At 66.3% G+C, this 26502-nt stretch carries 26 protein-coding genes; 13 read left to right on the top strand and 13 right to left on the bottom strand.

Going from position 1 to position 26502, the window contains the following annotated elements; genetic code table 11:
* Positions 1-30: 30 nt before the first annotated feature.
* Both ACOABP_RS25765 and ACOABP_RS25770 read left to right on the top strand, forming a co-directional pair.
* A complete protein-coding gene (locus tag ACOABP_RS25765; RefSeq protein WP_474228505.1) occupies positions 31-1662 on the top strand; it encodes a methyl-accepting chemotaxis protein in 1632 nt (543 codons plus the stop codon).
* A gap of 201 nt (positions 1663-1863) precedes the next feature.
* A complete protein-coding gene (locus tag ACOABP_RS25770; RefSeq protein WP_474228506.1) occupies positions 1864-2241 on the top strand; it encodes a type VI secretion IcmF C-terminal domain-containing protein in 378 nt (125 codons plus the stop codon).
* A gap of 150 nt (positions 2242-2391) precedes the next feature.
* Here the strand turns inward: ACOABP_RS25770 and ACOABP_RS25775 are convergent, their stop codons facing one another.
* Entirely contained in the window at positions 2392-4071 is a 1680-nt protein-coding gene (locus ACOABP_RS25775) for a hypothetical protein (RefSeq protein WP_474228507.1), read from the bottom strand.
* 135 nt (positions 4072-4206) lie between these two features.
* On the opposite strand from ACOABP_RS25775, the gene blaOXA reads away from it, so the two are divergent.
* Complete coding sequence (blaOXA, locus tag ACOABP_RS25780; RefSeq protein WP_474228508.1) at positions 4207-5031, top strand: OXA-1206 family carbapenem-hydrolyzing class D beta-lactamase; 825 nt, start codon at positions 4207-4209, stop codon at positions 5029-5031.
* A 21-nt stretch (positions 5032-5052) separates the two neighbouring features.
* Here the strand turns inward: blaOXA and fliR are convergent, their stop codons facing one another.
* The 7 genes from fliR to fliL all read right to left on the bottom strand — a co-directional run bounded on the left by fliR (position 5053) and on the right by fliL (position 9595).
* The gene (fliR, locus tag ACOABP_RS25785) at positions 5053-5838 is read right to left on the bottom strand and encodes a flagellar biosynthetic protein FliR (protein ID WP_474228509.1); all 786 of its coding nucleotides are present in this window, start codon (positions 5836-5838) and stop codon (positions 5053-5055) included.
* 30 nt (positions 5839-5868) lie between these two features.
* A complete protein-coding gene (fliQ, locus tag ACOABP_RS25790; RefSeq protein WP_061958832.1) occupies positions 5869-6138 on the bottom strand; it encodes a flagellar biosynthesis protein FliQ in 270 nt (89 codons plus the stop codon).
* A 12-nt stretch (positions 6139-6150) separates the two neighbouring features.
* Positions 6151-6960: a flagellar type III secretion system pore protein FliP gene (gene fliP / locus ACOABP_RS25795; RefSeq protein WP_474228510.1), complete on the bottom strand. Its 810-nt coding sequence runs from the start codon at positions 6958-6960 to the stop codon at positions 6151-6153.
* Positions 6957-7490, bottom strand: a complete 534-nt coding sequence (gene fliO, locus ACOABP_RS25800) for a flagellar biosynthetic protein FliO (RefSeq protein ID WP_474228512.1) — start codon at positions 7488-7490, stop codon at positions 6957-6959. The genes fliP and fliO overlap by 4 nt, the downstream gene beginning before the upstream one ends.
* On the bottom strand, positions 7487-7954 hold the full coding sequence (gene fliN, locus ACOABP_RS25805; protein WP_066742077.1) for a flagellar motor switch protein FliN: 468 nt from the start codon (positions 7952-7954) through the stop codon (positions 7487-7489). Before fliN ends, fliO begins: the two co-directional genes overlap by 4 nt.
* A complete protein-coding gene (gene fliM, locus ACOABP_RS25810) occupies positions 7947-8957 on the bottom strand; it encodes a flagellar motor switch protein FliM (protein WP_066742074.1) in 1011 nt (336 codons plus the stop codon). The genes fliN and fliM overlap by 8 nt, the downstream gene beginning before the upstream one ends.
* Positions 8958-9106: 149 nt before the next feature.
* Positions 9107-9595, bottom strand: coding sequence for a flagellar basal body-associated protein FliL (gene fliL / locus ACOABP_RS25815; RefSeq protein WP_474228513.1), 489 nt, complete (start codon positions 9593-9595; stop codon positions 9107-9109).
* Positions 9596-10081: 486 nt separating this feature from the next.
* Between fliL and ACOABP_RS25820 the strand changes: the two genes are divergently transcribed.
* Positions 10082-12673: a bifunctional aconitate hydratase 2/2-methylisocitrate dehydratase gene (locus tag ACOABP_RS25820; RefSeq protein ID WP_474228514.1), complete on the top strand. Its 2592-nt coding sequence runs from the start codon at positions 10082-10084 to the stop codon at positions 12671-12673.
* 122 nt (positions 12674-12795) lie between these two features.
* Here the strand turns inward: ACOABP_RS25820 and ACOABP_RS25825 are convergent, their stop codons facing one another.
* The gene (locus tag ACOABP_RS25825) at positions 12796-13503 is read right to left on the bottom strand and encodes a Crp/Fnr family transcriptional regulator (protein ID WP_474228515.1); all 708 of its coding nucleotides are present in this window, start codon (positions 13501-13503) and stop codon (positions 12796-12798) included.
* Positions 13504-13731: 228 nt separating this feature from the next.
* Here ACOABP_RS25825 and ACOABP_RS25830 point away from each other — a divergent pair, with 228 nt between their 5' ends.
* From ACOABP_RS25830 to ACOABP_RS25855, 6 genes are read left to right on the top strand one after another with little or no spacing between them, the layout of a single operon-like run.
* Positions 13732-15744 carry a TonB-dependent receptor gene (locus tag ACOABP_RS25830; RefSeq protein ID WP_474228516.1) on the top strand — a complete coding sequence of 671 codons (2013 nt, stop codon included), beginning with the start codon at positions 13732-13734 and terminating at the stop codon, positions 15742-15744.
* Complete coding sequence (locus ACOABP_RS25835; protein WP_474228517.1) at positions 15744-16838, top strand: ABC transporter substrate-binding protein; 1095 nt, start codon at positions 15744-15746, stop codon at positions 16836-16838. Before ACOABP_RS25830 ends, ACOABP_RS25835 begins: the two co-directional genes overlap by 1 nt.
* The gene (locus ACOABP_RS25840) at positions 16835-17860 is read left to right on the top strand and encodes a FecCD family ABC transporter permease (protein WP_474228518.1); all 1026 of its coding nucleotides are present in this window, start codon (positions 16835-16837) and stop codon (positions 17858-17860) included. Before ACOABP_RS25835 ends, ACOABP_RS25840 begins: the two co-directional genes overlap by 4 nt.
* A complete protein-coding gene (locus ACOABP_RS25845) occupies positions 17853-18632 on the top strand; it encodes an ABC transporter ATP-binding protein (protein ID WP_474228519.1) in 780 nt (259 codons plus the stop codon). Before ACOABP_RS25840 ends, ACOABP_RS25845 begins: the two co-directional genes overlap by 8 nt.
* On the top strand, positions 18629-19255 hold the full coding sequence (locus ACOABP_RS25850) for a hypothetical protein (protein WP_474228520.1): 627 nt from the start codon (positions 18629-18631) through the stop codon (positions 19253-19255). Before ACOABP_RS25845 ends, ACOABP_RS25850 begins: the two co-directional genes overlap by 4 nt.
* 1 nt (position 19256) lies before the next feature.
* The gene (locus tag ACOABP_RS25855) at positions 19257-19880 is read left to right on the top strand and encodes a hypothetical protein (protein WP_474228521.1); all 624 of its coding nucleotides are present in this window, start codon (positions 19257-19259) and stop codon (positions 19878-19880) included.
* A gap of 86 nt (positions 19881-19966) precedes the next feature.
* On the opposite strand, the gene ACOABP_RS25860 is transcribed toward ACOABP_RS25855, so the two are convergent.
* The gene (locus ACOABP_RS25860; RefSeq protein WP_474228522.1) at positions 19967-20332 is read right to left on the bottom strand and encodes a hypothetical protein; all 366 of its coding nucleotides are present in this window, start codon (positions 20330-20332) and stop codon (positions 19967-19969) included.
* A 171-nt stretch (positions 20333-20503) separates the two neighbouring features.
* Positions 20504-20980 carry a phasin family protein gene (locus tag ACOABP_RS25865; protein ID WP_474228523.1) on the bottom strand — a complete coding sequence of 159 codons (477 nt, stop codon included), beginning with the start codon at positions 20978-20980 and terminating at the stop codon, positions 20504-20506.
* 417 nt (positions 20981-21397) lie between these two features.
* On the opposite strand from ACOABP_RS25865, the gene ACOABP_RS25870 reads away from it, so the two are divergent.
* Both ACOABP_RS25870 and ACOABP_RS25875 read left to right on the top strand, forming a co-directional pair.
* Positions 21398-22324, top strand: a complete 927-nt coding sequence (locus ACOABP_RS25870; protein WP_474228524.1) for a LysR family transcriptional regulator — start codon at positions 21398-21400, stop codon at positions 22322-22324.
* 94 nt (positions 22325-22418) lie between these two features.
* A complete protein-coding gene (locus ACOABP_RS25875) occupies positions 22419-23420 on the top strand; it encodes a Bug family tripartite tricarboxylate transporter substrate binding protein (RefSeq protein WP_474228525.1) in 1002 nt (333 codons plus the stop codon).
* A 37-nt stretch (positions 23421-23457) separates the two neighbouring features.
* Here ACOABP_RS25875 and ACOABP_RS25880 read toward each other — a convergent pair whose 3' ends face one another.
* Together ACOABP_RS25880 and ACOABP_RS25885 are read right to left on the bottom strand one after the other, a co-directional pair.
* Positions 23458-24075: a LysE family translocator gene (locus ACOABP_RS25880; protein WP_474228527.1), complete on the bottom strand. Its 618-nt coding sequence runs from the start codon at positions 24073-24075 to the stop codon at positions 23458-23460.
* A 45-nt stretch (positions 24076-24120) separates the two neighbouring features.
* Positions 24121-25710, bottom strand: a complete 1590-nt coding sequence (locus ACOABP_RS25885) for an EAL domain-containing protein (protein ID WP_474228528.1) — start codon at positions 25708-25710, stop codon at positions 24121-24123.
* A gap of 370 nt (positions 25711-26080) precedes the next feature.
* Between ACOABP_RS25885 and ACOABP_RS25890 the strand changes: the two genes are divergently transcribed.
* Complete coding sequence (locus ACOABP_RS25890) at positions 26081-26497, top strand: VOC family protein (protein ID WP_474228529.1); 417 nt, start codon at positions 26081-26083, stop codon at positions 26495-26497.
* The last annotated feature ends 5 nt before the right edge of the window (positions 26498-26502 follow it).

The following is a 26502-nucleotide window of genomic DNA, read 5'->3' on the forward strand; positions in this document are numbered from 1 at the left end:
ACTGAATCGGGAATAAGAGGGAGAAGGACCGTGAAATTCAAAAACCTTTCGATCAAGACCAAGCTCCTTGCGGGGTTTGGCACGCTGGCGCTGGTGGTGCTGGTGGTCTCCGGGCTGTCGCTGCGCGCGCTGAGCCGGTCCACCGAAGGCTTTGCCGCCTATATCAACGGGCTCAACGCCCGGGCCGAAGTGGCCTCGCAGGTGCGTACCGCCGTGGATCGGCGGGCCATTGCCGCGCGCAACCTGGTGCTGGTGACCACCCAGGCCGATCTCGACCTGGAAAAGTCCGAGGTGCTCAAGGCGCACAGCGACGTGGCGGCGCGCCTGGGCAAGCTCAAGCAGATGATCATGGCCGAGGGCGTGAGCCAGGGCGCACGTGGCCGGGTAGCCGAGATCGATCGTGTCGAGGCGCGCTACGGGCCCGTGGCGACCGATATCGTCGGGCTGGCACTCGACGGCAAGAAAGACGCCGCCATCGCCAAGATGAATGCCGAATGCCGCCCGCTACTGGCTGCGCTGGTCAAGGCGACACGCGACTATGCCGATTTCACGCGCGAGCGCCAGCAGGAGATGATCCGCAGCCTCGATGACGACTATGCGCGGCAACGCGTGTTCCTGATCGTGGTGGCGATGGCCGCCGTGGCGTTCGGCATCTTCGGCGGGCTGCTGCTGACGCGCGCCATCACCGGCCCGATCCAGCGCGCGGTGGATGTGGCACGCACGGTGGCCCGGGGCGAAGTCGGCATGCGTATCGAGGTGGATTCGCAGGACGAGCCAGGCCGCCTGCTGGCCGCGCTGCGCGACATGAACGACCGCCTGGCCGAAACCGTCGTGCGCGTGCGCGAAAGCAGCGGCAGCATCGCCCTGGCAACCGGCGAGATCGCCAGCGGCAATATGGACCTGTCCAGCCGCACCGAGCAGCAGGCGGCGTCTCTGGAGGAAACGGCGGCCAGCATGGAAGAACTGACGGCCACGGTACGCCACAACACCGAGAACGCCCGCCAGGCCAGCGAACTGGCGCGCAATGCCGCCGATGTGGCGCAGCAGGGCAGCGGCACGGTGGGCCGCGTGGTCGATACGATGGCGGGCATCAGCGCCAGTTCGTCGAAGATCGCCGAGATCACCGGCATCATCGAGAGCATCGCGTTCCAGACCAACATCCTGGCGCTCAACGCGGCGGTCGAGGCCGCGCGCGCTGGCGAGCAGGGCCGTGGCTTCGCAGTGGTGGCCAGCGAGGTGCGCAGCCTGGCGCAGCGCTCGTCGAACGCGGCCAAGGAGATCAAGGAACTGATCGACGCCTCGGTGGCGCAGGTGCAGGCGGGCTCGACGCTGGCCAGCGAAGCCGGGCAGACCATGGTTGAGGTCACCCAGGCCGTGGCACGCGTGACCCATATCGTTGGCGAGATCGCTGCCGCGTCGGCCGAGCAGAACCGTGGCATCGAGCAGGTGAACGAGGCCATCGTGCAGATCGACCAGGTCACACAGCAGAACGCGTCGCTGGTGCACGAGGCCGCCGTGGCATCGAAGTCGCTCGAGGACCAGGGCAGGTTGCTGACCGATGCGGTGGCGTTCTTCAAGCTGCCGGGCAGCGGTGGCCAACGCGCACCGGGGGCCCAGGCAGGTCAGCGCCTGGCTTCGAAGGGCGGCGTCGCGTTCACGTAAGCCGCATCGGTCAGGGTGCGCAGGAACGCCACGATGTCGTCGATCTCGCCTTCGGCTGGCCTGTGAAGTGGGCAATCGCCTCTTGTCATTGACTGGTCACGGCAGTGCGCCTGGGTGAACGCGCGAAAGCAGGGTTGGCGACTGACGGGTCACGGGTCTTCCCGTGACCACCGCTCCACCAGGTCGGCCGGAATGGCCTGGATGAAGGTGATCGAGCTCGATCCCGGGATTGTCGAGCTAAACATGGATTTCGACGGGCAGAACCAGCGCTACGTACACGGCCCGGTCATCCCGCTCAAGGTGACCTGGCCAGGCCCGCACGGTGGACAGGGCGCAGGAATTACCGCCAGCCCGCGCGTCCGACCGGATACGTCGACGCTGACCGCCAATGGCCCGTGGGCACTGATGCGCGTGATAGCCAAGGGCACGCTCGCCGGGTCGGCCACCGCCAGCCATTTCATAGCCGAGTACGATTTCGATGGACGCAAGGCCAGGCTCGACGTCAATACCGGTAGCCTCGCCAATCCATGGACAACGGGGTTGCTGCAGGGCTTTCAATGCCCTGGGAGGTCGGGGTGACAACGGGCCCGTCGATCTTCGGCGAACTGCCGTCCCAAGGTGACTTTGTTCGGTACCACGCTCCGCTGGATCAGGTTGGCGTGTGGCGCACCTGGTTTTAGCGACAGTCGATGCCCGGGCAAGGATGGCGATTCGTGAAGATCGTGGTGGTCATGTCTGGCTTCGCGGTCGGCGTCGCCACGCGGCGGCCTCGGCGGCGGCCGCCCGCAGTTCGGGCGGGAAGGCGCGGATCTCCGAATGGAAGAAGCCGCGTTCGGCGGCACGCAGCGCGCCGAGTTGCGTTGCCAGCCGCTCCATGGCTTCGTAGGCCTGCGCGGACGCGCCCTGTTCGTGGGTCAGGTACCAGGCTGATTCCAGCAGCAGGTTTGCCAGTTGCAGCGCGTTGTAGGCCACGCGGCCCGTGTCGTGCTCTTCCAGCGCAAAGGCGGCCACGGACGACCAGCGCACAAAGCCCTTGGCCGGTGCGAAAGGTGCGTGAAACGGGCGCAGCGCGTCGATGGCTGCCGCCACCGTCAGCGGCTGGCGGGCGCGAAACACGGCCAGCGATGCGGGCGGCCCGGCGCTGACGCTGCCGCGCGCCACGCGCAGCAGGAAGATCGTGTTCCACGCCGATCCACCGCCCACGCCGAATCGGTCGCAGATCCATTCCGACAGGCCCAGCCAGCGCATGGCCTGGCGCTGCACGTCGCCAGGCGCCATGTCGCGCGCCACATCGACCAGCCGGTACAGCCAGAACAGCCAAAGCGACCAGCCGATATTGGCCGCCGCGTGCTGCACCGCGTCGACCGAATCGGCCTCGTAGGCGGCTTGCAACGCGCCGGCAAACGCATCGAGTGCCAGGCGCGCGGCCTCCTGACGTTGCGATGGGCTGGGCTGTGCGCCCGCCGGCCGGTCTGGCCCATCCGGCCGCAGCGCGATGCTCTTGTGGACCAGCGCTTCGAGGTTCAGCGTCTCGAAGCGGATGCGCGGGTTATAGCGAACGACGGGGCGCAGTTCGGCATCGCCCGACAGGCGCGTCAGTTCGCGCTGCGCCGCATCGAGTTCGCCCCGTGCGTAATGCTCCCAGGCGCGCACCACATGCGCCATGGCCGCGAACGTGGGCAGTGCCGCATTGACGCCGCCGGCCACCACGATCCGTTCGAAGCGCCGCAGTGCCGCGCGGCTCTTGTCCAGCCGGTCGCTGCGGCGCCAGGCCAGGCTTTCCTTCAGTAGCGACAAGGCCTGCTGGAAGTCGTCGGCAGCGGTGCGCTGCGCCGCCCGGAACGACTCGGCCACGCCGTGGTCGAGCACGCCTGCGAAGCCATCCTGCGCGCCGCGCATGGCCTGCGTCAGATGGCGCCAGAAGGCCATGTCGCGCATCACGTATTGCAGGCCTTCGCTGCCGGCGTCGGGAGCCGGTGCCGCGTCGCTGGCAGGCACCTGGCCCAGCCAGCGTGCCACGCCCGAAGCGCCTAGTGGCTTGCCATGCGCCGTGAAGCGCAGCCTGCCCGCCGTGGCGGCCGACATCCAGAAAGGCCCGCGGCTGCGGCCGTCGGGGCGCAGCGCGGAAATGCCGATGGCCTTGTCATGGCCCCAGCCCACGGGTACGCCCCACCGCACAAAATCGCCGAACGCGCGCGAGACGATCATGCGCACGTTGGCGGCATCGGCAAAGCGGGCGCGCACCGCTGCCGCACCCAGGTCCTCGTGATCGCGCGAGGCGGCCAGCCAGATCCGCGCCAGCAGCCAGACGGACTGGTAGCGTGCGGCGTGTTCGCCAACCCGGTATGGGTCGGACAGGTCGACGTGGACGATGGTGCGGGACGATGCGGGGGCGGGCATGGTCGCCATGTTACGCGTGTTACAGCTACGCCGGTTGGCGACTTGCGGGACTGCGCCTATGCTCCGCACCACGATCCGGGCCTGGATTGCCGAGCGTCTGCATGACGACAACCCCGATAACCAAAAAACTCATAGCGTGTTGATATGCGAAACAGACTTGCCCGCCTATTCCTGATCCCGCTGTTGCTGGCCTGTGCGGCCACGACCCTGCGTGCCGCCGAAGTCCCCATCGATGCCAGGCCGCTGTTCGATGCCGCGGGCGTCGACGGCACGATGGTGGTCTACGACGTGCGCCAGCAGCGCATGCTGACCTACAACCCGAAGCGCGCAGCCACCGCTTACTCGCCAGCGTCGACCTTCAAGATCTTCAATTCGCTGATCGGCATGGAGACCGGTGCCGTGGCCGACGTCGACAACGACAAGCTGCCCTGGGACGGCAAGGTGTGGATGCATCATGGCAAGCCGATACTGCCCGAAGTCTGCAACGGCGACGTGGCATTGCGCGTGGCGCTGAAGAACTCGTGCGTGCCGGCCTACCAGGCGCTGGCGCGTCGCGTGGGGACCGCGCAGTACCGCAAGTACCTGGCCGCCGCGCATTTCGGCAATGCCGATGTGGACGGCCCGGTGGACCGCTTCTGGCTCAACGGCCGCCTGCAGATCACCACCTACCAGCAGGTCGATTTCCTGCGCAGCGCCGCCGCGCACAAGGTGCCGCTGATCTCAGAGCACAGCTTCGCGGCGCTCGACGACATCCTGATCATCGAAAGCACGCCGTCCTATACGCTGCGCGCCAAGACGGGCTGGGCCACGTCGGGCAAGGTCGATGTGGGCTGGTGGGTGGGCTGGGTCACGCGCGGCGACGATACCTACGTATTCGCGATGAACCTGGACATGCCGCGCCCCGAATTGGGGGCGAAGCGTCAGGAAATCGCCCGCGCGGTGCTCAGGCAGGTTGGCGCGCTGCCCTGACGCGGTAGCGGCGGCCGGGGATCAGGGCGCGAGCTGGTCGAGTACCTGGGCAGCGGTCTGCAGGCCGGTGTCGACCAGGTGCTGCATGTAGACGCCCATCTCCGGCATGCACAGCGACATCACGAGCATGCCGCCAAGCAGGGTCACCGGGAAGCCGACCGCGAAGATCGACAACTGCGGCGACGCGCGGTTCAGGATACCCATGGCCAGGTTCAGCGTCAGCAGCGCGGCAATCATCGGCAGCGCCAGCAGCGTGCTGGAGGAAAAGACCATCGATCCGGCCCGGGCCACCACGCCCCAGCCGTGGCCGGACAGCGGCACGCCGGCAATCGGCACGCCCTGGAAGCTGTCCACCAGGGCGGCCAGCATCATCAGGTGCCCGTCCAGCGACAGGAACATCAGCGTGGCAACGATATTCAGGAAGCGCGACAGCACCATCGTCTGCCCGCCCGACGAGCGGTCGTAGAAGGCCGCGAACGACAGGCCCATCTGCAGGCCGATGACTTCGCCGGCCATCTGCACGGCGGCAAAGATCAGCCGCATCGTGAAGCCCATGGCGACGCCGATGCCCACTTCGTTCATGACCACCAGCAGGCCTTCGTACGAATAGATCGGTGCGGTGGGGATGTTGCCGATCGTGGGCGACACGATGGTCGACAGCGCGGCGGCCAGCAGGATCTTGGCGCGGCGCGGAATGGTCGACTCGCTGAACAGGGGCGCGGTCGCGATCAGCGCCATCAGCCGGAACATCGGCCAGAGGAAGGCGGCGATCCACCCGTACATCTGGTCGGTGGTGACCTCGAACACGGTGCCTGGGTCCTGCGGGGAAGGGTAGGGTCAGTGCGCCAGGGCGGGGATGCCCTGGAACACTTCGCGCATGTAGTCGACGAACGTGTTGATCATCCACGGACCGACCAGCACCATCGTCACGAACAGTGCGACCAGCTTGGGGATGAACGTCAGCGTCATTTCATTTATCTGCGTGGCGGCCTGGAACAGGCTCACCACCAGACCGGCCGCCAGCGCCACCAGCAGCAGCGGGGCGGACAGCATCAGCGTCATCTTCATCGCCTGCGTGGCGATCGTCATGACCATCTCGGGTGTCATCTCGGGCTCCCGTCAATTCATGAAGCTCTGCGCCAGGGACCCCAGCAGCAGTTGCCAGCCATCGACAAGCACGAACAGCATCAGCTTGAACGGCAGCGAAATGGTGGCGGGTGGCACCATCATCATGCCCATCGCCATCAGCACGCTGGCTACGACGAGGTCGATGATCAGGAAAGGAATGAAGATCGTGAAGCCGATCTGGAACGCGGTCTTCAGCTCGCTGGTGACGAAGGCCGGCACCAGCACCGAGAACGGCACATCGTCCGGGCCCTGCATTTCCGGCGTCTTGGCCATCTGGGCGAACAGCGCCAGGTCCTTCTCGCGCGTCTGGCGCAGCATGAAGCCACGCACCGGCACCGCGGCGCGCTGCGCGGCGGTTTCCAGGCTGATGCGGTTTTCGGACAGCGGCTTGTAGGCGTCGGTATAGACCTTGTCGAGCACCGGCGACATCACGAAGAACGTCAGGAACAGCGACAGGCCCACCAGCACCTGGTTGGGTGGCGACGACGCCGTGCCCAGCGCGTTGCGCATCAGGCCCAGCACGATGATGATGCGCGTGAAGCCGGTCATCATCAGCATGGCCGCCGGCAGGAACGACAGCGACGTAAGCAGGACCAGCGTCTGGATCGACAGCGACCAGACCTGGCCGCCACCTGCGGCGGCGCGGCTGGTCACGCCCGGCAGCGACTGCGCCAGCGCGGCGTCGGGCGCGAGCCACAGCGCCAGCGGCAGCAGGGCCAGCAGGGCGGCCGCCACGCGCGACGGACGCACGAAGGGCTTCACGGGTAGCCGCTGGGCAGCGGCGGCACGCGGCGTGTTCATTTCTTGAGGTTTTCCTGCATGGCGCGCATCAGGCGTTCGCCAAAACCGCCCTGCATCGGCGGGGTCGGCGGCGAACCGGTGGGTGCGCCGCTGTCCGGCTGGGCCGGAAGCGTATGGAGCGGGCGGATTTCGTTGGGCGAGACACCGAGCACGAGCCAGGTATCGCCTACTTCCACTGTCACGACCTTCTGGCGCGTGCCCAGCGCCAGGCTGTTCACGACCTTGATCGATGCGGTGCCGGCGCCGTGGCGAACCAGGCCCACGCGGCGCGCGACCCAGGCCATGCCCAGGATCAGCGCGATGACCGCGAAGAGGCCCAGGCCCGCCTGGGCCAGGCTGCCGCCGCTGCTGATCGCCGGCGCGTTGCTGGCGAACGAGTGGCTGGCGGTGGCACTGCTGGCGGGGTTGGCCGCCTGGGCAGTGCCGGGCGCGACATCAGCGGCCTGCGCACCGGTCACGGCAAGGCCCGAGAGGACCAGGCCCGAGGCAATGCGCACGGCAGCTGCTGACCGGCGCGAGGCGGCTGTCATTTGTTGAGCTTCCGGATACGTTCGGACGGCGTGATGATGTCCGTCAGGCGAATGCCGAACTTGTCGTTCACCACCACCACTTCGCCCTGGGCGATCAGGTAGCCGTTCACGAGCACGTCCATCGGTTCGCCGGCCAGGCCGTCGAGCTCCACCACAGAGCCCTGCGCCAGTTGCAGCAGGTTCTTGATGGGTACCTTGGTGCGGCCCAGTTCCACGGTCAGCTGCACGGGGATATCGAGAATCATCCCGATATCGTTGTGGAAGCCGCTCGGTGCGTCCTGTGCCAGGGGCGGGAACACGGTGGAAGCCGCGGGCGTGGCGGTCGGCATGGCCGGGGCTGCCGGCGCCGTGGTGGCGGCCGCTTCCGCAGCGGGCGCAGCCTGTTCGACGCTGGTCTGCTCCGCCAGGGCGCTGGCCCAATCGTCCATCGGATCGACCGGCTTGTCCTGAGTGCCGTCAGTCATGATCGGTTTCCTTGTTGGGATCGCTGTCTTGGTAATTGATCATTCGTTCCACGCGCAGTGCGTACTGGCCGTTCATCGTGCCGAAACCGCACTGCATGACGGGCACGCCGTCGACCTTGCCGAAGATCTTCTCCGGCAGTTCGATCGGCAGCACGTCACCTTCGCGCATGGCCAGTACTTCGGCCACGGTGCTGCGCAGGTGCGTGAATTCGGCCACCAGTTCCACTTCGGCGGCACGCAGCTGGTTGGAAAGCTGGCCGAGCCAGCGCTTGTCCACCTCGACTTCGTCCTGCAGCGGATTCATCAGCAGATCGCGCAGCGGCTCGATCATCGAGAAGGGGATACAGATATGCAGTTGCCCGCCCACGGCGCCCAGTTCGATATGGAACGCGGTGGTGACCACGGCATCGTTCGGCCCGGCCACGTTGGCGAACTTGGTGTGCATCTCCGAGCGGACATAGTCGAACTCGATCGGATGCACGGTGCGCCAGGCCTGGCTGTAGCTGTTCAGCGTCAGGTCGAGCATGCGGCGGATGATGCGCTGCTCGGTCTGGGTGAAGTCCCGGCCTTCCACTCGGGTGTGGAAGCGTCCGTCGCCGCCGAACAGGTTGTCGACCACCAGGAAGATCAGGTTCGGGTCGTACACGAACAGCGCGGTGCCCCGCAGCGGCTTCATGTGAACCAGGTTCAGGTTGGTCGGCACCGGCAGGTTGCGCACGAAATCGCCGTACTTCTCGATCCTGACCGTGCCTACCGAGATGTCGGCGCCGCGGCGGATGAAGTTGAACAGCGCGGTACGCAGTGCCCGGGCGAAACGCTCGTTGATGATTTCGAGCGTGTGCAGGCGGCCGCGGACGACGCGCTCCTGGTTAGCCAGGTTGTACGGCCGCACGCCGCCTTCTTCGACGACCGGTACGTTGGCCGTGGGCGTATCGGCTTCGCCGGATACGCCTTTCAGTAGTTCGTCTACCTCGTCCTGCGAGAGGAACTTGTCGTAGGCCATCTAGTGTCCTGCCCCGTGAACGGCTGTGAGGATGAAACGGTCCATGTCCGGCTTCAGACGTCGCGCTTCACGCGACGGCAGGAAAGAAGTTCGGCGGGCAGTTTCATATCTATCGGTTTGGCTCAGGGTTCGCGGTGCGGACAGCAGTATTACTGCACCACGAACGAAGTAAACAAGACATCCAGGATCTTCTGCGGCGGCAGACCCGAGGCAAACGGCTGGCTGATCGCCGCCTGAATGTCCTGGGCCAGCTTGCGCTTGCCTTCCACCGTGGCCAGATCGGCCGGCTGGCGTGCCGAGAGCAGCAGCAGGATGCGGCTGCGTGCCTCCGGCTGGTACTGCGCCAGACGTCCCTGGGTGTCGGCATCCGCCACCTTCAGCGACAGGCCGGTGTGCAGGAAGCGGTCGCCGTCCTCGCTCTTGAGGTTGACGGTGAACGCATCCAGCGGCACGAAGATCGGCGGCGGCACCACCGGGGCAGCCGGTGCAGCCGGCTGATGATTGCTGCTAAGGATGCTGCCCAGGAAAAAGCCGCCAGCAGCCAGCACCACTACCAGCACGCCGCCGCCAATCAGCAGCAGTCGGCCGCGCTTGCTCGAAGTGCCGCCAGTCTGGGAGGGGGAAAGCGTGTTCGCCATGAGATGCCTGTGTCGGAATGCCTGCCATTCTTCCTGAATCGCAGGTAAGCAAAGGGCCGATAAAAAGGGGGAAACCCGCTTAGCTTGGCCGTTTGAGCCAGCGGGCATCGGGCGCAGGGGCGCATTGGCGCGCCATTTGCGCCTGCTAGGCTGGTTAACGATAACGGGGCGCGGAACTTAAGACGTACATGCCCGGGTTACTGCGGTTCCTGACGTAAATGTAATCTATGCGCATCTTTTTTCGGGATGGTGCGATGCGGCTTTGCTTGTGGCGGGAACAGTCCTAATCTGCAGCTTTGCAACAGTCCTTCACCCGCCAGCCCTTGCCACGTCGTATTTCAATCGGCTTAACTCTTATATAAGATATAAGACATTTGATCTCTGGCGGACTTCGGATTACAATCACGCGGCCGCTGACGGTATTGCGCCGCCGGCCCACAAGAGACAAGGCAGTACCCGTTACAACCCTATTAACAGCAGGTTCCCATGCTTGATACCTATCGCGCCCATGTCGCCGAACGCGCTGCGCTTGGCATTCCCCCTCTGCCGCTGACCGCCAAGCAGACGGCCGAGCTGATCGAACTGATCAAGAACCCGCCGGCGGGTGAAGAGCAGACCCTGGTGGACCTGATTACGTACCGCGTGCCGGCTGGCGTGGACGACGCAGCCAAGGTCAAGGCTTCGTACCTGGCCGCCGTGGCCCTGGGTTCGGAAAAGACCGCACTGATCTCGCGCGCCCGCGCCACCGAACTGCTCGGCACGATGCTGGGCGGCTACAACATCTCGCCGCTGATCGAACTGCTGGACGATGCCGAAGTGGGCACCGTGGCCGGCAACGCGCTGAAGAAGACGCTGCTGATGTTCGACGCCTTCCACGATGTGAAGGAAAAGGCCGACAAGGGCAACGCGAACGCCAAGGCTGTGCTGCAGAGCTGGGCCGACGCCGAGTGGTTCACGAGCCGCCCGGAACTGCCGCAATCGCTGACGATCACCGTTTTCAAGGTGCCGGGCGAGACCAACACCGACGACCTGTCGCCGGCCCCCGACGCCACCACGCGCCCGGACATCCCGATGCACGCGCTGGCCATGCTGAAGAACAAGCGCGAAGGCGCTGCGTTCCAGCCGGAAGAAGACGGCAAGCGCGGCCCGGTGGCATTCATCGAATCGCTGAAAGAGAAGGGCAACCTGGTGGCCTACGTCGGTGACGTGGTCGGTACGGGTTCGAGCCGCAAGTCGGCCACCAACTCGGTGCTGTGGTTCACGGGCGAAGACATCCCCTTCGTGCCGAACAAGCGCTTTGGCGGCGTGTGCCTGGGCAGCAAGATCGCCCCGATCTTCTACAACACGATGGAAGACGCCGGTGCGCTGCCGATCGAACTCGACGTGTCGCAGATGGAAATGGGCGACGTCGTGGAACTGCGCCCGTATGAAGGCAAGGCCCTGAAGAACGGCGCCGTGATCGCCGAATTCAAGGTCAAGTCGGACGTGCTGTTCGACGAAGTGCGCGCCGGCGGCCGTATTCCGCTGATCATCGGCCGTGGCCTGACCGCCAAGGCCCGCGAAGCACTGGGCCTGGCCCCGTCGACGCTGTTCCGCCTGCCGCAGAACCCGGTCGACACCGGCAAGGGTTTCACGCTGGCCCAGAAGATGGTTGGCCGCGCGTGCGGCCTGGCCGAAGGCAAGGGCATCCGCCCGGGCACGTACTGCGAACCGAAGATGACCTCGGTGGGCTCGCAGGACACCACCGGCCCGATGACGCGCGACGAGCTGAAGGACCTGGCTTGCCTGGGCTTCTCGGCCGACCTGGTGATGCAATCGTTCTGCCACACCGCCGCCTATCCGAAGCCGGTTGACGTGAAGACGCACCACACGCTGCCGCAGTTCATCAGCACCCGTGGCGGTATCTCGCTGCGTCCGGGCGATGGCGTGATCCACTCGTGGCTGAACCGCATGCTGCTGCCCGACACCGTGGGCACCGGCGGCGATTCGCACACCCGCTTCCCGATCGGCATCAGCTTCCCGGCCGGTTCGGGCCTGGTCGCCTTTGCCGCCGCCACCGGCGTGATGCCGCTGGACATGCCGGAATCGGTGCTGGTCCGCTTCAAGGGCAAGATGCAGCCCGGCGTGACGCTGCGCGACCTGGTCAACGCCATTCCGCTGTACGCGATCAAGCAAGGCCTGCTGACCGTGGCCAAGCAAGGCAAGCAGAACATCTTCTCGGGCCGTATCCTCGAAATCGAAGGCCTGCCCGACCTGAAGGTGGAACAGGCATTCGAACTGTCTGACGCCTCGGCAGAACGTTCGGCCGCCGGCTGCTCGGTACACCTGAACAAGGAACCGATCATCGAATACATCAACAGCAACATCACGCTGCTGAAGTGGATGATCGCCGAGGGCTACCAGGACCCGCGCAGCCTGCAGCGCCGTATCAAGGCCATGGAAGCATGGCTGGCCGATCCGAAGCTGCTGGCACCGGATGCCGACGCCGAGTATGCCGCCGTGATCGAGATCGACCTGGCCGACGTGCATGAGCCGATCGTGGCCTGCCCGAACGATCCGGACGACGTGAAGACGCTGTCGGACGTGGCTGGCGCCAAGATCGACGAAGTGTTCATCGGTTCGTGCATGACCAACATCGGTCACTTCCGTGCCGCGTCGAAGCTGCTGGAAGGCAAGCGCGACATCCCCGTGAAGCTGTGGGTCGCCCCGCCGACCAAGATGGATCAGAAGCAGCTGACCGAGGAAGGCCACTACGGCGTGTTCGGCACTGCCGGTGCACGTACCGAAATGCCGGGCTGCTCGCTGTGCATGGGTAACCAGGCACAGGTGCGCGAAGGCGCCACGGTGATGTCCACGTCGACGCGTAACTTCCCGAACCGTCTGGGCAAGAACACCAACGTGTACCTGGGTTCGGCCGAACTGGCCGCCATCTGCTCGCGCCTTGGTCGTATCCCGAACAAGGAAGAGTACATGGCCGACATGGGCGTGCTCACCGCCAACGGCGACAAGATCTACAAGTACATGAACTTCGACCAGATCGAAGACTTCAAGGACGTGGCCGACACGGTGTCGATGTAAGCGTCAGCGTTCCCCGTCGGCAACACAACAACGGGGAACAGACCGAAGGCCGATGAACCCCGCAGGCGTGCAAGCGCCCGCGGGGTTTTTTCATTCGCGCGCCGCGCGACCGTGGCTCGCCGTCACCGGTCGTGCGTGCCGCGTGCCAGCGCTTCCAGCGCCGCGCGGGCCACGACATGCCAGTGCCGGCCCTTCCCGGCAAGGTAGCCAAGCCGCTGCCACTCGGCCAGCAGCCGGTTCAGCGTCTCGGCGCGCACGCCCAGCTTGGCTGCCAGTTGCCGCTGGCTCAGTGGAAGCTCCACATGCTGCCCGTCCACCGTGCTGAGCCGCAGCAGATAGGCGGCCAGGCGCTGCTGGGCGGTGGTGCTGGCCAGGGTATCGACATCGTCGATGCGCAGCGTCACCGTCTGGGCGGCCAGTTGCAGCATACCCATGGCGAGGGCCGGGTAATCCAGGCACGCCCGATGGAGGGCTGCCCGCGTGATCCGGCATAGCGTGCTGTCTACGGCCGCGCGGGCTTCCACGGGATACCGGGGCTGTTGCAGGAACATCACGATGGCCGCCAGCAACTGGCCCGCCTGCACGTGGTGAATGATCCGGTCTTCTCCGTCGATGCCCATGCGCAGCGTGTCGACGCGTCCCTGCACCACCACGTACCAGTAGTCGGCCGGCTGGTCCTGCCGGAACACGTACTCCCCTTTTTGCAGATGGCGGATCGATGCCCGCGCCAGCAGGTGCTTGCTCACGGCGTCCGGATGCAGCACCGGATGGGTGGACAACATCGCCCGTGCTTCGGCCATCCCCGCGCTGGCTGTCTTGACATTTCTCATTGGTGATTCGACCCCACTCACGAATAATTCGCAAATGATAATCATTTGCAATAGATAGATCACCCTCGCAAGCGGGTGATCCTTGATCGGGGAAAACATCGTGGTTCGTAAATTTTCGGCCTGCCGGCGAATCTGGCTGATTGGCTCGACGGGTGGAGTGTTGGCGCTGGGCTGGCCGTGCTTGGGGGTGGCATCGATGGCTGGGCAGGTCCCCATGAGCTGGAAAGCGTGACGGTCAGCGCCACGCGCACGGCCAGTACCGTCGAGGAAACGCCGCGCGCGGTCACCGTCATTACCGGCGAACAGGTGCGCGAGCGCGTGGGCAGCGGCGGCATCCAGGGCTTGCTGGCGGACGTGCCGGGCATCGCATTCGCGCGTACCGGCGGGTTGGGCGGGCAGATCGTGATGCGCGGCTTCAACTCGAATTCCGGCCGCTCGATCATGGCTATCGACGGTGACCGCTATCGCGGCCGCACCACGCTCGAATACAACATGATCGATCCCAATTCGATCGAGCGTATCGAGGTGATCCGCGGGCCGGCGTCAGCGCTGTATGGCTCCGACGCCCTGAACGGCGTGGTTAACGTCGTGACACGGCGCGCCAGGGTGGACCCCGACCAGCCCTTCACGTTGCAGCCGAAACTGCGCGCGCTGGAGTGGAACAGCGTGAACAACATGGTGGGTGGGCGCGTCGAACTGCTGGGCGGCGGTAACGGCTTCGACGTGATGTTCGGTATCAACCATCGCGACGCCGGTGACTATGCCACGCCGATCGGCGATGCCCTCAATAGCGGCTTCAACTCGACGGGCGCGGACCTCGCCGTGGGTTTCCGGCCCAACGCCGATTCGCGCTGGGAGCTGTCGGGGCGCTATGCACGCGTGGTCAGCAAGCGGGCCGGCGGACTGGGTGCGGCCCCCGGCGAGCCGTGGCTCAGCGTGCGCGAGGACCCGATCATCGAACGCAACGTGCGCGTGGCCTATCAGGGCCGCAACTTCGGCGCCGTGGCCGACAGCGTGGATGCCAGTCTCTACGTGCGCGATTTCGATACCGATATCTACCAGCGCAACAGCACCTCGCCGTTGGTCACCGCCTACAACCACATCAAGGTCTACACACCTACCGTGTGGGGTGGTCATCTGACCGCCATGAAGCAGTTGGGCGAGCATTCCCTCAGCTTTGGTGGCGATTTCTTCAACGAGAGCTTCGATGGCCGCGTGAATAGCGTGCAGCGCTATCGCAACAGCACCGGGGCGCTGGTCGCGGACACCGGCTGGCGCCAGATGGAGCGCAGCGCCGACCAGACCAACGTGGGCCTGTTCGTCAACGACAACTGGCATATCAGCGAAAAATGGACGCTTTCCGGCTCGTTGCGCGGTGACATCGTAGATATCCGAATTGGCGACAGCTATGCCGGCGAAGCCGCCAGGCTGACCCAGGCCTACGCCGACAAGACCCACCCACGCCACTATGCCGTGACCGGCGGCCTCGGGGCGATCTACGAGTTCGTGCCCAACTGGCAACTGGTGGGCAACCTGAGCCGGGGCTTCCGCGCGCCGTCCGGCATGAACCTGACGATCTCCAGCATCGCCGGCACCCAGCCCACGCTGCCGTCGCCGGACCTGAAGCCCGAGACCAACCTGACAGCCGAATTGGGCGTGCGCTGGTTCGGCGAACGCGGATGGACGCGCCTGACCGCGTATCAGAGCAAGTACACGGACCTGATCACGCTGCAACGGATCGGCGCCAACCTGTACCAACGCCAGAACCTTGGCAAGGCCACCATCAAGGGTGTCGAGGTCGAGGGGCGCACGCAGGTCACCCCGCGCTGGAGCGTGGGCGCGTCGGCAGCCTATACCCATGCCCGCAACGACATGAACGGCCAGCCGCTGCCGTACGTCGCGCCGCTCACAGCCAACGCATCGCTGCGTTACGAGGGGGCTGGATGGTATGGCGAGAGCGTGGTGCGCGCGTTCAAGGCCAAGAGTCAGATCGATGCGTCGCAGGAGCGCCGGACGGCCGGCTACGCCATGGTCGACCTGTTCTTCGGGCTCGACGTGAACCGCCTGCTCGGCGACGGATGGCGCGACTGGAAGCTGCTGGCAGGCGTGGAAAACGTGTTCGATCAGGTGGGGCGCCATCCCACGGTAACGGAGAACCTTTCCTATCCGAACACGCTGGTGGGCAATCCGCTGGTGGAACCCGGCAGGGCCGTGGTGCTCAAGCTGACGGCGGTGTACTGATGCGCAGCCTGACATCCAGATGGCCGGCCCTGCTGCTGGCACCCCTTTTCCTGTTGTCGACGGCGCTGGCCGTCAGTGCGACCGAGGTCGAGGACCAGACCGGACGCCGCGTTGCCATCCCGCTGCGCGTGGAGCGCGTGGCGGCGATCCCGATTCCGATCGCCTCGATGGTCATGGCGGTGGATGGCGGTGCCAGCCGGCTGGTGGGTATGCACGCGGCCAGTCGGGCCGACTTCGAACTGGGCATGCTCGGACGCATGTTTCCCGACGCGGCGCGCATGCCGGCCCAGATCGCAGGCGAAGGCTTCGTGCCCAACGTCGAGGCGCTGGCGGCTGCAAAGGCAGACCTGGTGTTCCAGTGGGGCGATCGTGGCGACGACATTGTTCGCCCGATCCGTGACATCGGCCTGCCGGTGATCACGCTGCGCTACGGCGACAGCAGTCTGGCCGCTGGCTGGCTGCGGCTGGTTGGCGCGGGCCTGGGCAAGGCCGAGCGTGGCGAAACCCTGGCGCGCTGGTTCGAGACCACCCGCGAGGCCATCGCCAAACGTGCTGCCGCGATGCCGTCGGCGGAGCGCCCGCGCGTGCTCTACCTGCAACGGGCGCGGTCTGGCCTGCGCGCGGCCGGCAAGGGCACCAGCATGGACGGCGATATCCGCCTGGCCGGCGGCATCAATGTTGCGGGCGGTGTGGCGGGCTTTGCCCAGGTGGATGTCGAGCAGTTGCTGGCGTGGGACCCACAGGTCGTGCTGCTCAACAACTTCGAACCGGGGCTGGCACCGGCCGACTTGTACCGCGACGCGCGGCTTCGTGGCGTGGCGGCAGTTCGCGAGCGACGCGTCTACAGCTATCCGCACGGCGGGTTTCGATGGGACCCGCCTAGCCAGGAAACCCCGTTGACGCTGGACTGGCTGTTCAGCCTGTTCCATCCGCAACGGGCCGAGCCGGGCGTGCGGCCACGCATCGCAGAGGCCTACCGCATGCTGTACGACTATCGCCTGAGCGAGCGCGATACCGACGAATTGCTGAAGCTTGAGGCCAACGGCGCCAGTGCGCACTACCGGGCGCTGTTCGGGGCAGGAGGGAAGCCATGATGCCGACCCGTCCGCTTGCCACCGTGGCGCTGCTGGTGGCACTGCCGCTCATCGTCTTGGTTGCGTTGGCTGCGGGCCGCTACGCGATCGATCCCGGCACGGTGCTGCGCATTCTCTCGGCCCCGCTGCTGGGCCAGGGCGACTGGAGCCCGATGCAGGAGAGCGTGGTGCAAGGCGTGCGCCTGCCGCGCGTGCTGCTGGCGGCGCTGGTGGGTGCCGGGCTGGCCGGTGCCGGTGCGGCGCTTCAGGCACTGTTCCGCAATCCGCTGGCCGAGCCGCAACTGCTGGGCGTGTCGTCGGGCGCGGCGTTTGGCGGCGTGCTGGCGTTGCTGATCGTCGGCGACGGCTGGCCGCTGGTTGCCAGTGCGCTGCTCTGGGGCATGTTGTCGCTGTTCGCGGTGTACTGGCTCGCGGGCGCCCGGCATGGGCAGGCAGCGCAGGGCGGTGGCACGGTGCTGCTGGTGCTGGCCGGCATCGTGGTCAACGCGGTGTTTGCTTCCGGCGTGTCGCTGATCAAGCTGATGGCCGATCCGCAGAACCAGCTTCCGGCCATCATCTTCTGGCTGATGGGCAGCCTTGCGGCCGCCGATTATCCGCGGCTGCTGCTGACGTTGCCGTGTATCGGACTGGGCCTGTTGCTGCTGTACGGACTGCGCTTTCATCTGATGGCGCTGGCGGTTGGCGAGGCCGATGCGCGCAGCCTGGGCGTGCCGGTGGCGCGCGTGCGGGTACTGGCGTTGCTGGCGGTTGGCGTCATCACGGCGTCCAGCGTGGCTGTATGTGGCGTGGTGGGCTGGGTGGGGCTGGTGGTGCCGCATCTGGTGCGCATGAGCTGCGGCGGCGACCACCGGCGCTTCCTGCTCCATACCGTGCTGGCCGGTGCGGGTTACCTGATTCTGGTCGACACGCTGGCGCGCACGCTTACGCAGATGGAAATTCCGCTGGGGGCATTGACTGCCCTGCTGGGCGCACCGGTGTTTGCCTTCCTGATCCGCAGGCTCGGAGGCGCCACCAATGGCTGACATCGTGTTGCAGGGCGATGGCATCGGTCATTGCTATGGCGCGCACACCGTGCTGCGTGACGTGCGCCTGCAGTTGCCCCGTGGCGCGCTGTGCGCGTTGATGGGTGCCAATGGGGCGGGCAAGTCGACGCTGCTGAAGATCCTTGCCGGCCAGCTGGCGCCGTCCGTCGGACAGGTCGGGCGGGTGGGCCGCATGGGTTTCGTGCCGCAGGAAGTGCATCCCGCCTTGCCCATGAGCGTGCTGGAGATGGTGCTGCTGGGCCGCGCCGGTGGCGTTTCGCTGCTGCGGGCACCGGGCCGTGCCGACTACGCCGCCGCCCGCGACGCGCTTGCGCGGGTAGAGGCCACGCACCTGGCGGGGCGCACCTTTCTTTCGCTGTCGGGCGGCGAGCGCCAGTTGATCGTGCTGGCACGCGCGCTGGCGGCCAATGCGGATGTGCTGCTGCTGGACGAGCCCTGCGCGGCCATGGACTGGCACAACCAGGCGCTGACGCTGCAACTGCTGGCCGAACTCGCCGCCGACGGCATCACGGTCGTGTTCAGCACGCATGCGCCCCAGCATGCGCTGGAGTTCGCCAGCCATGCGTCGCTGCTGTTCGCGGATGGCACTCACGCTTTTGGCCCGCCAGACCAGATCATGGACGAGGCCGCCTTGTCGCGCCTGTACCGCGTGCCGGTACGCCGCGTGCGGCTGGAAGGACTTCCCGACGCCGGCACGGCCGTGCCGGTGTTTTCCAAATCGTTGATGGAGATTCAGGAATCATCGCTATGAACAATGTCCTGCACGTCCGTGCCATCTCTCATGAGCTGCCGGCGTTCACCGCGCTGCTGCAGGCGCGCGGTATGGTGTCCCGCTCGCTGCGCAACCTCTGCGACGCCGACTTCCTCGGCCGGCACGCCATCCTGATCGAGGCGCATATCGATCAACGCACGCTGATGGACCATCGCGCCGTGCTGCGCACGCATCTGGACGCTGGCGGCACGCTGGTGTTCAACGGCCATCTGGTCTATCCGATCTTTGACGAACTGGCGTCCTATCGCGTGGCGGCGGGGCGCGGGGTCAGGGACCTGATCGTCGAGCGCGTGCATGCGCATCCGGTGTTCGATGGGGTGTCTTGCGACGACCTCAGCTTCCGGCGCGGCGTGGCCGGCTTCTATGGCCGGGGTGCCAATCCGGCGCCGCCCGGTGCCGTGGTACTGCATCGCCTGCAACAGGACGGCTCGCCTCTGGACTGGGTGTGGCAGCGGCCGGGGGGCGGCCAGATCCTGATGCACGGCGGCAACACCTGCTGGATGTATCTCGACGATGCGAGCAGCGCGGCGCGCATCGGCCCGCAACTGTTGGACTGGATCGAAGCCGGCGCGCCAGCGCTGCCTGGCAATCAAGGGGAGTAGCATGCGTATCGCTTTCGTGGACGGTGGCACTTATTACCATCACGCAACCTTCAACGATCCGGCGCTGCGCCGGTATTTCGATGACAACATCCATGCGCCGGCGCTGGCGCGCGCAGACCTGGCACAGGTCGATTGCCTTTACGTTGCCAGCCGGCAGAACCCGGTGGACCTGATCGCTGCACGCGACGCCATCGCGGACTTTCTCGCGGCGGGCAGGCTCGTCGTGGCTCTCGGCGAAAGCCGGGCCGATCTCTGGCTGGACGACGTGCAGTGGCGCCCGGGTGAAGTCAATTTCTGGTGGTGGCGCGAACCGGGTGCCGACTCAGGCCTGCGCGTGGGCGACGCGGGTCACGGCCTGTTCGAACGGATCAGCCTGACCGATGCCACCTGGCACCGGCATGGCGATCTGGTGACGCCGCCGGGCGCGGTGTCGGTGGTGAATACCGTCGACGGCCAGTCTGTCCTCTACGACGACGCAGCTAGCGGTCCCGGCCGCCGGATCGTTACCACGCTCGACCCTTGCTATCACCACGGCAGCTATTTCATGCCCGCCGCGTCGCGCTTCCTGCATGGCTTTCTGCCCTGGCTGAAGGACGGTGCACCGGCACGCGCGGCGTCGGACTGACGGGACTGACGGCAAAAAAACGCCCGGTACAGCCTTGCGGCCGTGCCGGGCGGATCGAACCCGCGGGCTCGACGTTACCTTCGTCGTTACTTCGACTTCGCGCCGTCGGTATAAGGATCGGGCTTGCTGGTCTTGGCGCCGTCGGTGTACGGATCGGGTTTGCCTCCTACGCGTGCGCCATCGGTATAGGGGTTGTACTTGTCCGACTTGGCGCCGTCGGTGTACGGATCGGCCTTGGCAGATGGTGCCAGGTCAGTGCGGGTCGACTTGTTCGCGCCATCGGTATAAGGATCGAACTTGCCGGCCTTGGCGCCGTCGGTGTACGGATCGGCCTTGCCGGCCTTTGCTCCCTGCGTATAGGGATCGAACTGCTTGTTCTGCGCGTGCGCAAGCGGTGCCATGGCAATGGCTGCCGCCGCGACGATCAGGCTGGAAATTACTGTCTTGCTCATGGGAGCCTCGCCAGATTGGGGCGCGATTCAGGGGCCCGCCCGAGTGCGCCCATCAAGCCATCGGGCAGGCGGCATGACGCAAGCCTGTGTTTGCTGTCTCTGCAAGGATAGTCCCTGACGCTGAAACGTGCCGGCACCTGTATGCCGGTGCCGGCGCCTGTCCCGGCGGCGCTAGCGGGACTTGCTCTTGCGCTCGTGCGGCGTCTCGCGCACATGAACGGCTGGCACGTCGACCACATCGCCGTCGGGCGTGGCGACTGCCGTCACGTCGGGCATCACGGGCATCGCCGGCAGCAGCACGGGGATGCCGAGCCAGTGACCCCAGGCGTCCGCCCAAGCACGCTGGGTGGCCGCGCCAAGCTCCAGCATGGCGTTCATGTAGTGCATTGGAATCGACATCATCGGCATCTGGTTGGTCCACTGCCGCGCATACAGCTCCTCGGGGTCCTGGGGCATGAAGCACGATGCCCAGTCGAACTGGGTTTCCTCGACGATCGATCGCGAGAAGTCGGCATTCAGGCCCATCATCTTCTGCCAGTTCTCCAGCAGCTTGGTGTCGAACGTGGCAAACGGCTGGAAGGCCGCCGGCGGAAACGCAAACGGCTGGAATGGCCACATGGCCCAGGGAGTCGTGGATTGGCTTTGCATGCTGGAAGGCTCCAGGTTGTAAACCAGTAGGAAAAGTGCAGTGCGATAGGTGATGCAAGCGTGCTGCAAGCGCGGGATGTGCCAGTCGATTGACCGGGTGACCGGGCGGGGTGCTGCCGGCTTCTCGTGCAGGCACCACGGCATCCCTTGGGGGCGACCACCACATCGTCATCCATGACGGACCACCGGTCAACCGGCAGTTATCCCGTTGTCCTTCGCGATTCACGATGCACGGGTGGCACGGAAGTCGCTGGGTCTGGGCACCTATCGTGCAGGAGCCATGCGTCATGACAAAGACAGCCCATTCATCGAAAACACCGGCAAAGACCACGCGCCATTGGCCGCAAAGCGGCAAGTCCCGCCGTCACAGGCACAATACGGGCTGAAAATTCAGGCGGATCGTGACCGGGAGGGGAAATGGAACTGCGGCAACTGCGCTACTTCGTACACGTGGTGGAGCTTGGCAGCATGGGGCAGGCGGCCCAGCGGCTGGGCGTGGTCACGTCTGCGCTGAGCCAGCAGATCAGTCGCCTGGAGAGCGAGTTGTCCACCCGGCTGCTGCAGCGCACGTCCTCGGGCGTGGTGCCTACCGATGCCGGACTGGCGTTCTGGCGCCAGGCGCAACTGGCACTGCGCCACGCCGACGATGCGGCGCATGCGGCGCGTACGGCACGGCTGTCCGGTCATGTCAGCGTGGGCATGGCGCCCAGCACGCTGGCCGTGCTGGGGCCGGCGTTCATGCTGGCGATGCGCGACCGCTATCCCGATATCCGCCTGCATCTGGTGGAAAGCCTCTCTGGTGCCCTGGCGACGATGATCGGGGCGCGGCAGCTCGACCTGGCCGTGCTGTTCCAGCTGGAGCCGGGACAGCGCTGGAGCAGCATGCCGCTGCTGGAGGAACGCCTGTTCGTGATTGCCCGGCCGGACCAGCCGGGCCTGCCGGACGCCAGGACGATGCACCTGGACGCCATCGGCGACCTGCCGCTCATCCTGCCAAGCGGTGCCCACGGGCTGCGCGCGGTACTCAATGCGGCATCGGCACGCAACCAGCGGCCACTGAATGTGGTTGCAGAAATCGACGGGCTGGCGATGCTGATGGATGCCGTGCGCGCCGGTATCGGCGCCACCATCCAGCCCGGCGCCGCCGTGGCACGCCATTTGGGCGACCCGCTGACGCTGATCGAGATTGTCGACACCGGGGTCAGCCGCCCCAACATGCTGGTGAGCCTGTCGGACGACGAACTGTCTCCCGCAGGGCTTGCGGCGCGCAGCGTGCTGGAGCAGGTGGCGCGCGAACTGGTGACGGCTGGGCGCTGGCCCGGGGCCACCCTTCACAAATCCTGAACACCGTCTGCCGGGTCGGGGCTGGCGCACATGACGCACGACCCGTAGAGTCGAGGGATTCGAACGATTCCAACGATTCCCGCAGGAGACTCGCATGACCCCACGCATGCCGCGCCGCATCGCGCTGAAGGCGCTCGGCACCATGGCCCTGGCTGCCGCCATCCCGGCCCCCTTTACCACTGCTGCCTTGGCCGCCGATGCATGGCCGTCCAAGCCGATCACGCTGGTCGTCCCGTTCGCGTCGGGTGGCACCACCGACATCATCGGGCGTGCCGTGGGCCAGCGGCTGGGCGAGGCGCTCGGCCAGCCGGTGGTGGTCGACAACCGGCCCGGCGCCGGTGGCACGATCGGCGGGGCGCTGGTGGCGCGCGCCAATCCTGACGGCTACACGTTCCTGCTGGCGACGGTGGCGCATACGATGGCGCCCGGCATCTACAAGACGCTGCCCTACGATTTCCAGAAAGACCTTGAACCGATCGGCATGGTGGCGCTGACGCCGAACGTGCTGATCGTGAACCAGTCGATTCCGGCCAGGAACGTGCAGGAACTGGTGGCCTATATCAAGGCCAATCCGGGCAAGGTCAACTACGGTTCGGCCGGTATCGGCAGCACCGAGCACCTGTCGGGCGAGCTGTTCCGCGCGTCCACCGGCACCGATATCGCGCACGTGCCCTACAAGGGCGGCGCGCCGATGATGACCGACCTGATCGCGGGCCAGATCCAGATGGCGATCGAGACCAGCCCGTCGGCCAATCCGCATATCAAGAGCGGCAAGGTCAAGGCACTGGCGGTGACGTCGGCCAAGCGCTCGGCCGCCTATCCGGGCGTGCCGACCGTGGCGGAAAGCGGCGTACCCGGCTACGAAGTGACCACCTGGTATGCGCTGATGGCCCCGCATGGCACGCCCGAGGCAGTACGCCAGCGCATGAGCGCCGAACTCGCCAGGGTGCTGAAGCAGCCCGACGTGCAGAAGCGATTCGACGAACAGGGCGTGACCGCCGGCGACATGACGCCGCAACAGCTGGCCGGCTTCATCAAGACCGAAACCACCAAGTGGACCAAGGTGGCGAAGGATTCCGGCGCGAAGGCCGAATAAGCCGGATCCGGCCGAATCTGGGGCCGCCGCCGCGCCCTTACATCGCGCGGCGGATTTCCGATACCCCGAACGCCGCCAGCGCCAGCCCGACCACCCGGTCGATCCACTGGCGCAGGCGCGTGCCCAGCGCATGGCGCGCCCCCGTGACCATCGCCACCAGCACGCACCACCAGGCGATCGATCCACAGAACACCCCCAGCACCGTGGTCATGGCGATGGTCGTCGAGAACGGCCCGCGCGGCGCCAGCGTGGCGAACAGCGCGGCAAACATGATGATGGTCTGCGGGTTGGTCAGCGTCAGCAGGAAGGCGCTGGCGAATGCACGCAGCCCCGACCCGTTGCCGCGCAACGTGGCTACCTGTTCGGTCGGTTTCTGGAAGAACGTGCGCAGTCCCAGGTAGAGCAGGAACAAACCGGCGGCGATATGCAGCGGCTTGTCGTAGGCCAGCATGAATTGCGACACCCCCACCAGCCCCAGCGCGGCCACCAGGCCATACGCGGCATCGCCACAGGCAATGCCAAAGCCGATCGACAACCCGGCGCGCGGGCCATCGGTCAGGGTGCGGCGGATGCACAGCATCCCCATCGGGCCGACCGGCGCGGCAACGGCCAGGCCAACGCCGGCGGCAATCAGGAAAAGGGCGGGCAGGGACATGAAGGGGGCTCGATCGTTATTGGTATGGTCTGCCGATTCTAGCGTCTAGGCTGCCGCAGGGGCCACGCCGCGCGCCAGCACCTGCGCCAGTTCCACCGCCGGCACCGGGCGGCCGAACAGCCAGCCCTGGCCGTAGTCCACGCCCTGCGCCCGCAGGAAATCGGCCTGGGCGCGGTCCTCGATGCCTTCGGCCACCAGCTGCAGCCCCAGCGACTGCGCCATGGCGATGATGTGCGGCGCCACGGTGCTCGATGCGGCCTCCTGGCCGATGGTGTCGACGAAGGACTTGTCGATCTTCAGCGCGTCGACCTTGAAGCTCTGCAGGTACGACAGGCTGGAGTAGCCCGTGCCGAAGTCGTCGATATAGACCGGATGGCCCGCGTCGCGGAATGCCTGGATCGTGTCGCGCGCCACGTCCGGTTCCAGGAAGCCGCGCTCGGTGGCCTCGATGCGGATCTGGTCGGGCGAAATGCCGGTGCCGCGCAGGCGCGCGGTCAGCACACCCAGGAAGCGGCGGCTCTTCAGGTCTTCGGCGCCGACGTTGATCGATACGTAGAACGACGGATGCCGGCGCAGCAGCGTGCCAAGCTCGGCCAGCACGATATCCAGCACCTGGTCGGTGATCTGCTGGATCAGGCCGGCGTTCTCCGCCATCGGGATGAACAGGTTGGGGCGCACCAGCCGGCCGTGCCGGCGCCAGCGGACCAGCGCCTCGACGCCCACGCACTGGTTGTCGGCCAGCGAGACGATGGGCTGGTAGTGGACGGCCATCTCGTGGCGCCGCACCGCCCCGCGCAACTCGCCTTCCAGGCTGAAGCGGCGCGTGGCGCGGCGCCAGACCAGGAGGCCCAGCGGCACGCCGGCCGCCAGGCCTACCACCAGGCCTCCGACCAGCAGCGCCTTCCAGTTGGTCAGCAGCGCCGCACGGGGCGCCAGCACCACCACCGCCAGCGGCATCGTGCGCGATTTGCGCAGGACGACCGACGCGTCGTCGTCGCTCGGGGCATCGCCGCCCGATCCGTAGGCGTGGTCGGCGTAGGCGCGTTGCAGCCGTGCCAGGTTCGCGCCCTGCGACGCCGCGAAAATGCGTCCGGCATCGGTCTGCACGGCGGCCAGCATGCGCGATTCGCGGTCCACGACGTCGACAAAGGTCTGCGGGTCGAGCCCGACATAGCTGCCATTGCGGCCCAGCAGCATCGAGCGGCGTGGCGCGGCAAACGGGTTGGGCTGGTCGAACCAGTAGTCCAGGCCGTCCGGCGTACGCCAGTCGGGCGGAGGCAGGATGAACTGGTCTGCCTGCACGGCGCCCAGCAGGGCCGAGCACAGTCGCTTGCCGCCCCGATAGGCGCCTGCGTCCTGGATATGGCGATAGGTATAGGTGATGCGCCGCATCTCCACCAGATGCGACGACGAGCAGGGATCCTCGCGCAGCGATTCCAGGTCCTGCAGCGCGTTGAGCGCCTGGGTCATGACCGTTTCGGCGCGCGTGACGGCCGCGTCGGCGAACACGCTCAACTGCTCGGATTCGCGCCGGCTGGCTTCGAACTGGGCCATGAACACGCCGATCCCCACCGGGAACAGCGTGGCCATCGTCGCCAGCACGATCGTCACAACCAGGAACCAGCTGCGCTGCATCGGGAGCCCTCAGGAGAGTGCGCCGCGAAGGGCGCCCACGGCGCTGCGCGCGCCGTCCCATTCACAAACCGGATTTGACAGTGTTGACAGTTGTTGCCTGATACCTGGAGTGGGGTCTTGCGTTGCTGCACCACAAAATCACGCGCCTGCTCTGGGGAGCATAGCTAACAATGGCCGCTCATGTCTGATACTTTGAGACTGTTTTTGCAATTTCCAACGATGACATGCCGGGGTGCTGCCCCAGAGGCGAAATGGCCCTGACCACAGGGTAAGGGATATTCGCCTACGCCCGAATTCATCCCGATGGCGGGGTGAGGGGCGTCATGGCAGTGGCGCAAGCCCGACATGTGACGGATTCACAGGAGCCACCATGAAAGATGCTGACGCGGCGCGCCCGACCTGGCGCTTCGACCACCTGAACGTCTCGGCCGGCAGTCACAAGGTGCTGGAAGACTTCTTTGGCGGCGTCATGGGACTGCAGCCGGGCTACCGGCCGCCGTTCCCGTTTCCGGGCGCGTGGCTGTATGCCGGCGATCAGGCGGTGATCCACGCCGTGGACGACACCCGGCTCGATGCGGGGGCCGGCGCACTGCAGGTGGGCCATATCGCGTTTCGCAGCGATGGGCCGGCGGCGCCGGTCATCACCCAATTGCGTGACGGCCCGTGGCCGTTCCGCGTGGCCCGCGTGCCGGCGGACAACACGCTGCAGATCTTTGTATCGCTGCCAGGCGGGCTGGTGATCGAGCTGGACATGCCCGACGACGGCACGGTGCAGGCAGGCCGCTGATGCGG

The sequence above is a fragment of the Cupriavidus sp. HE11 genome (assembly GCF_056097175.1).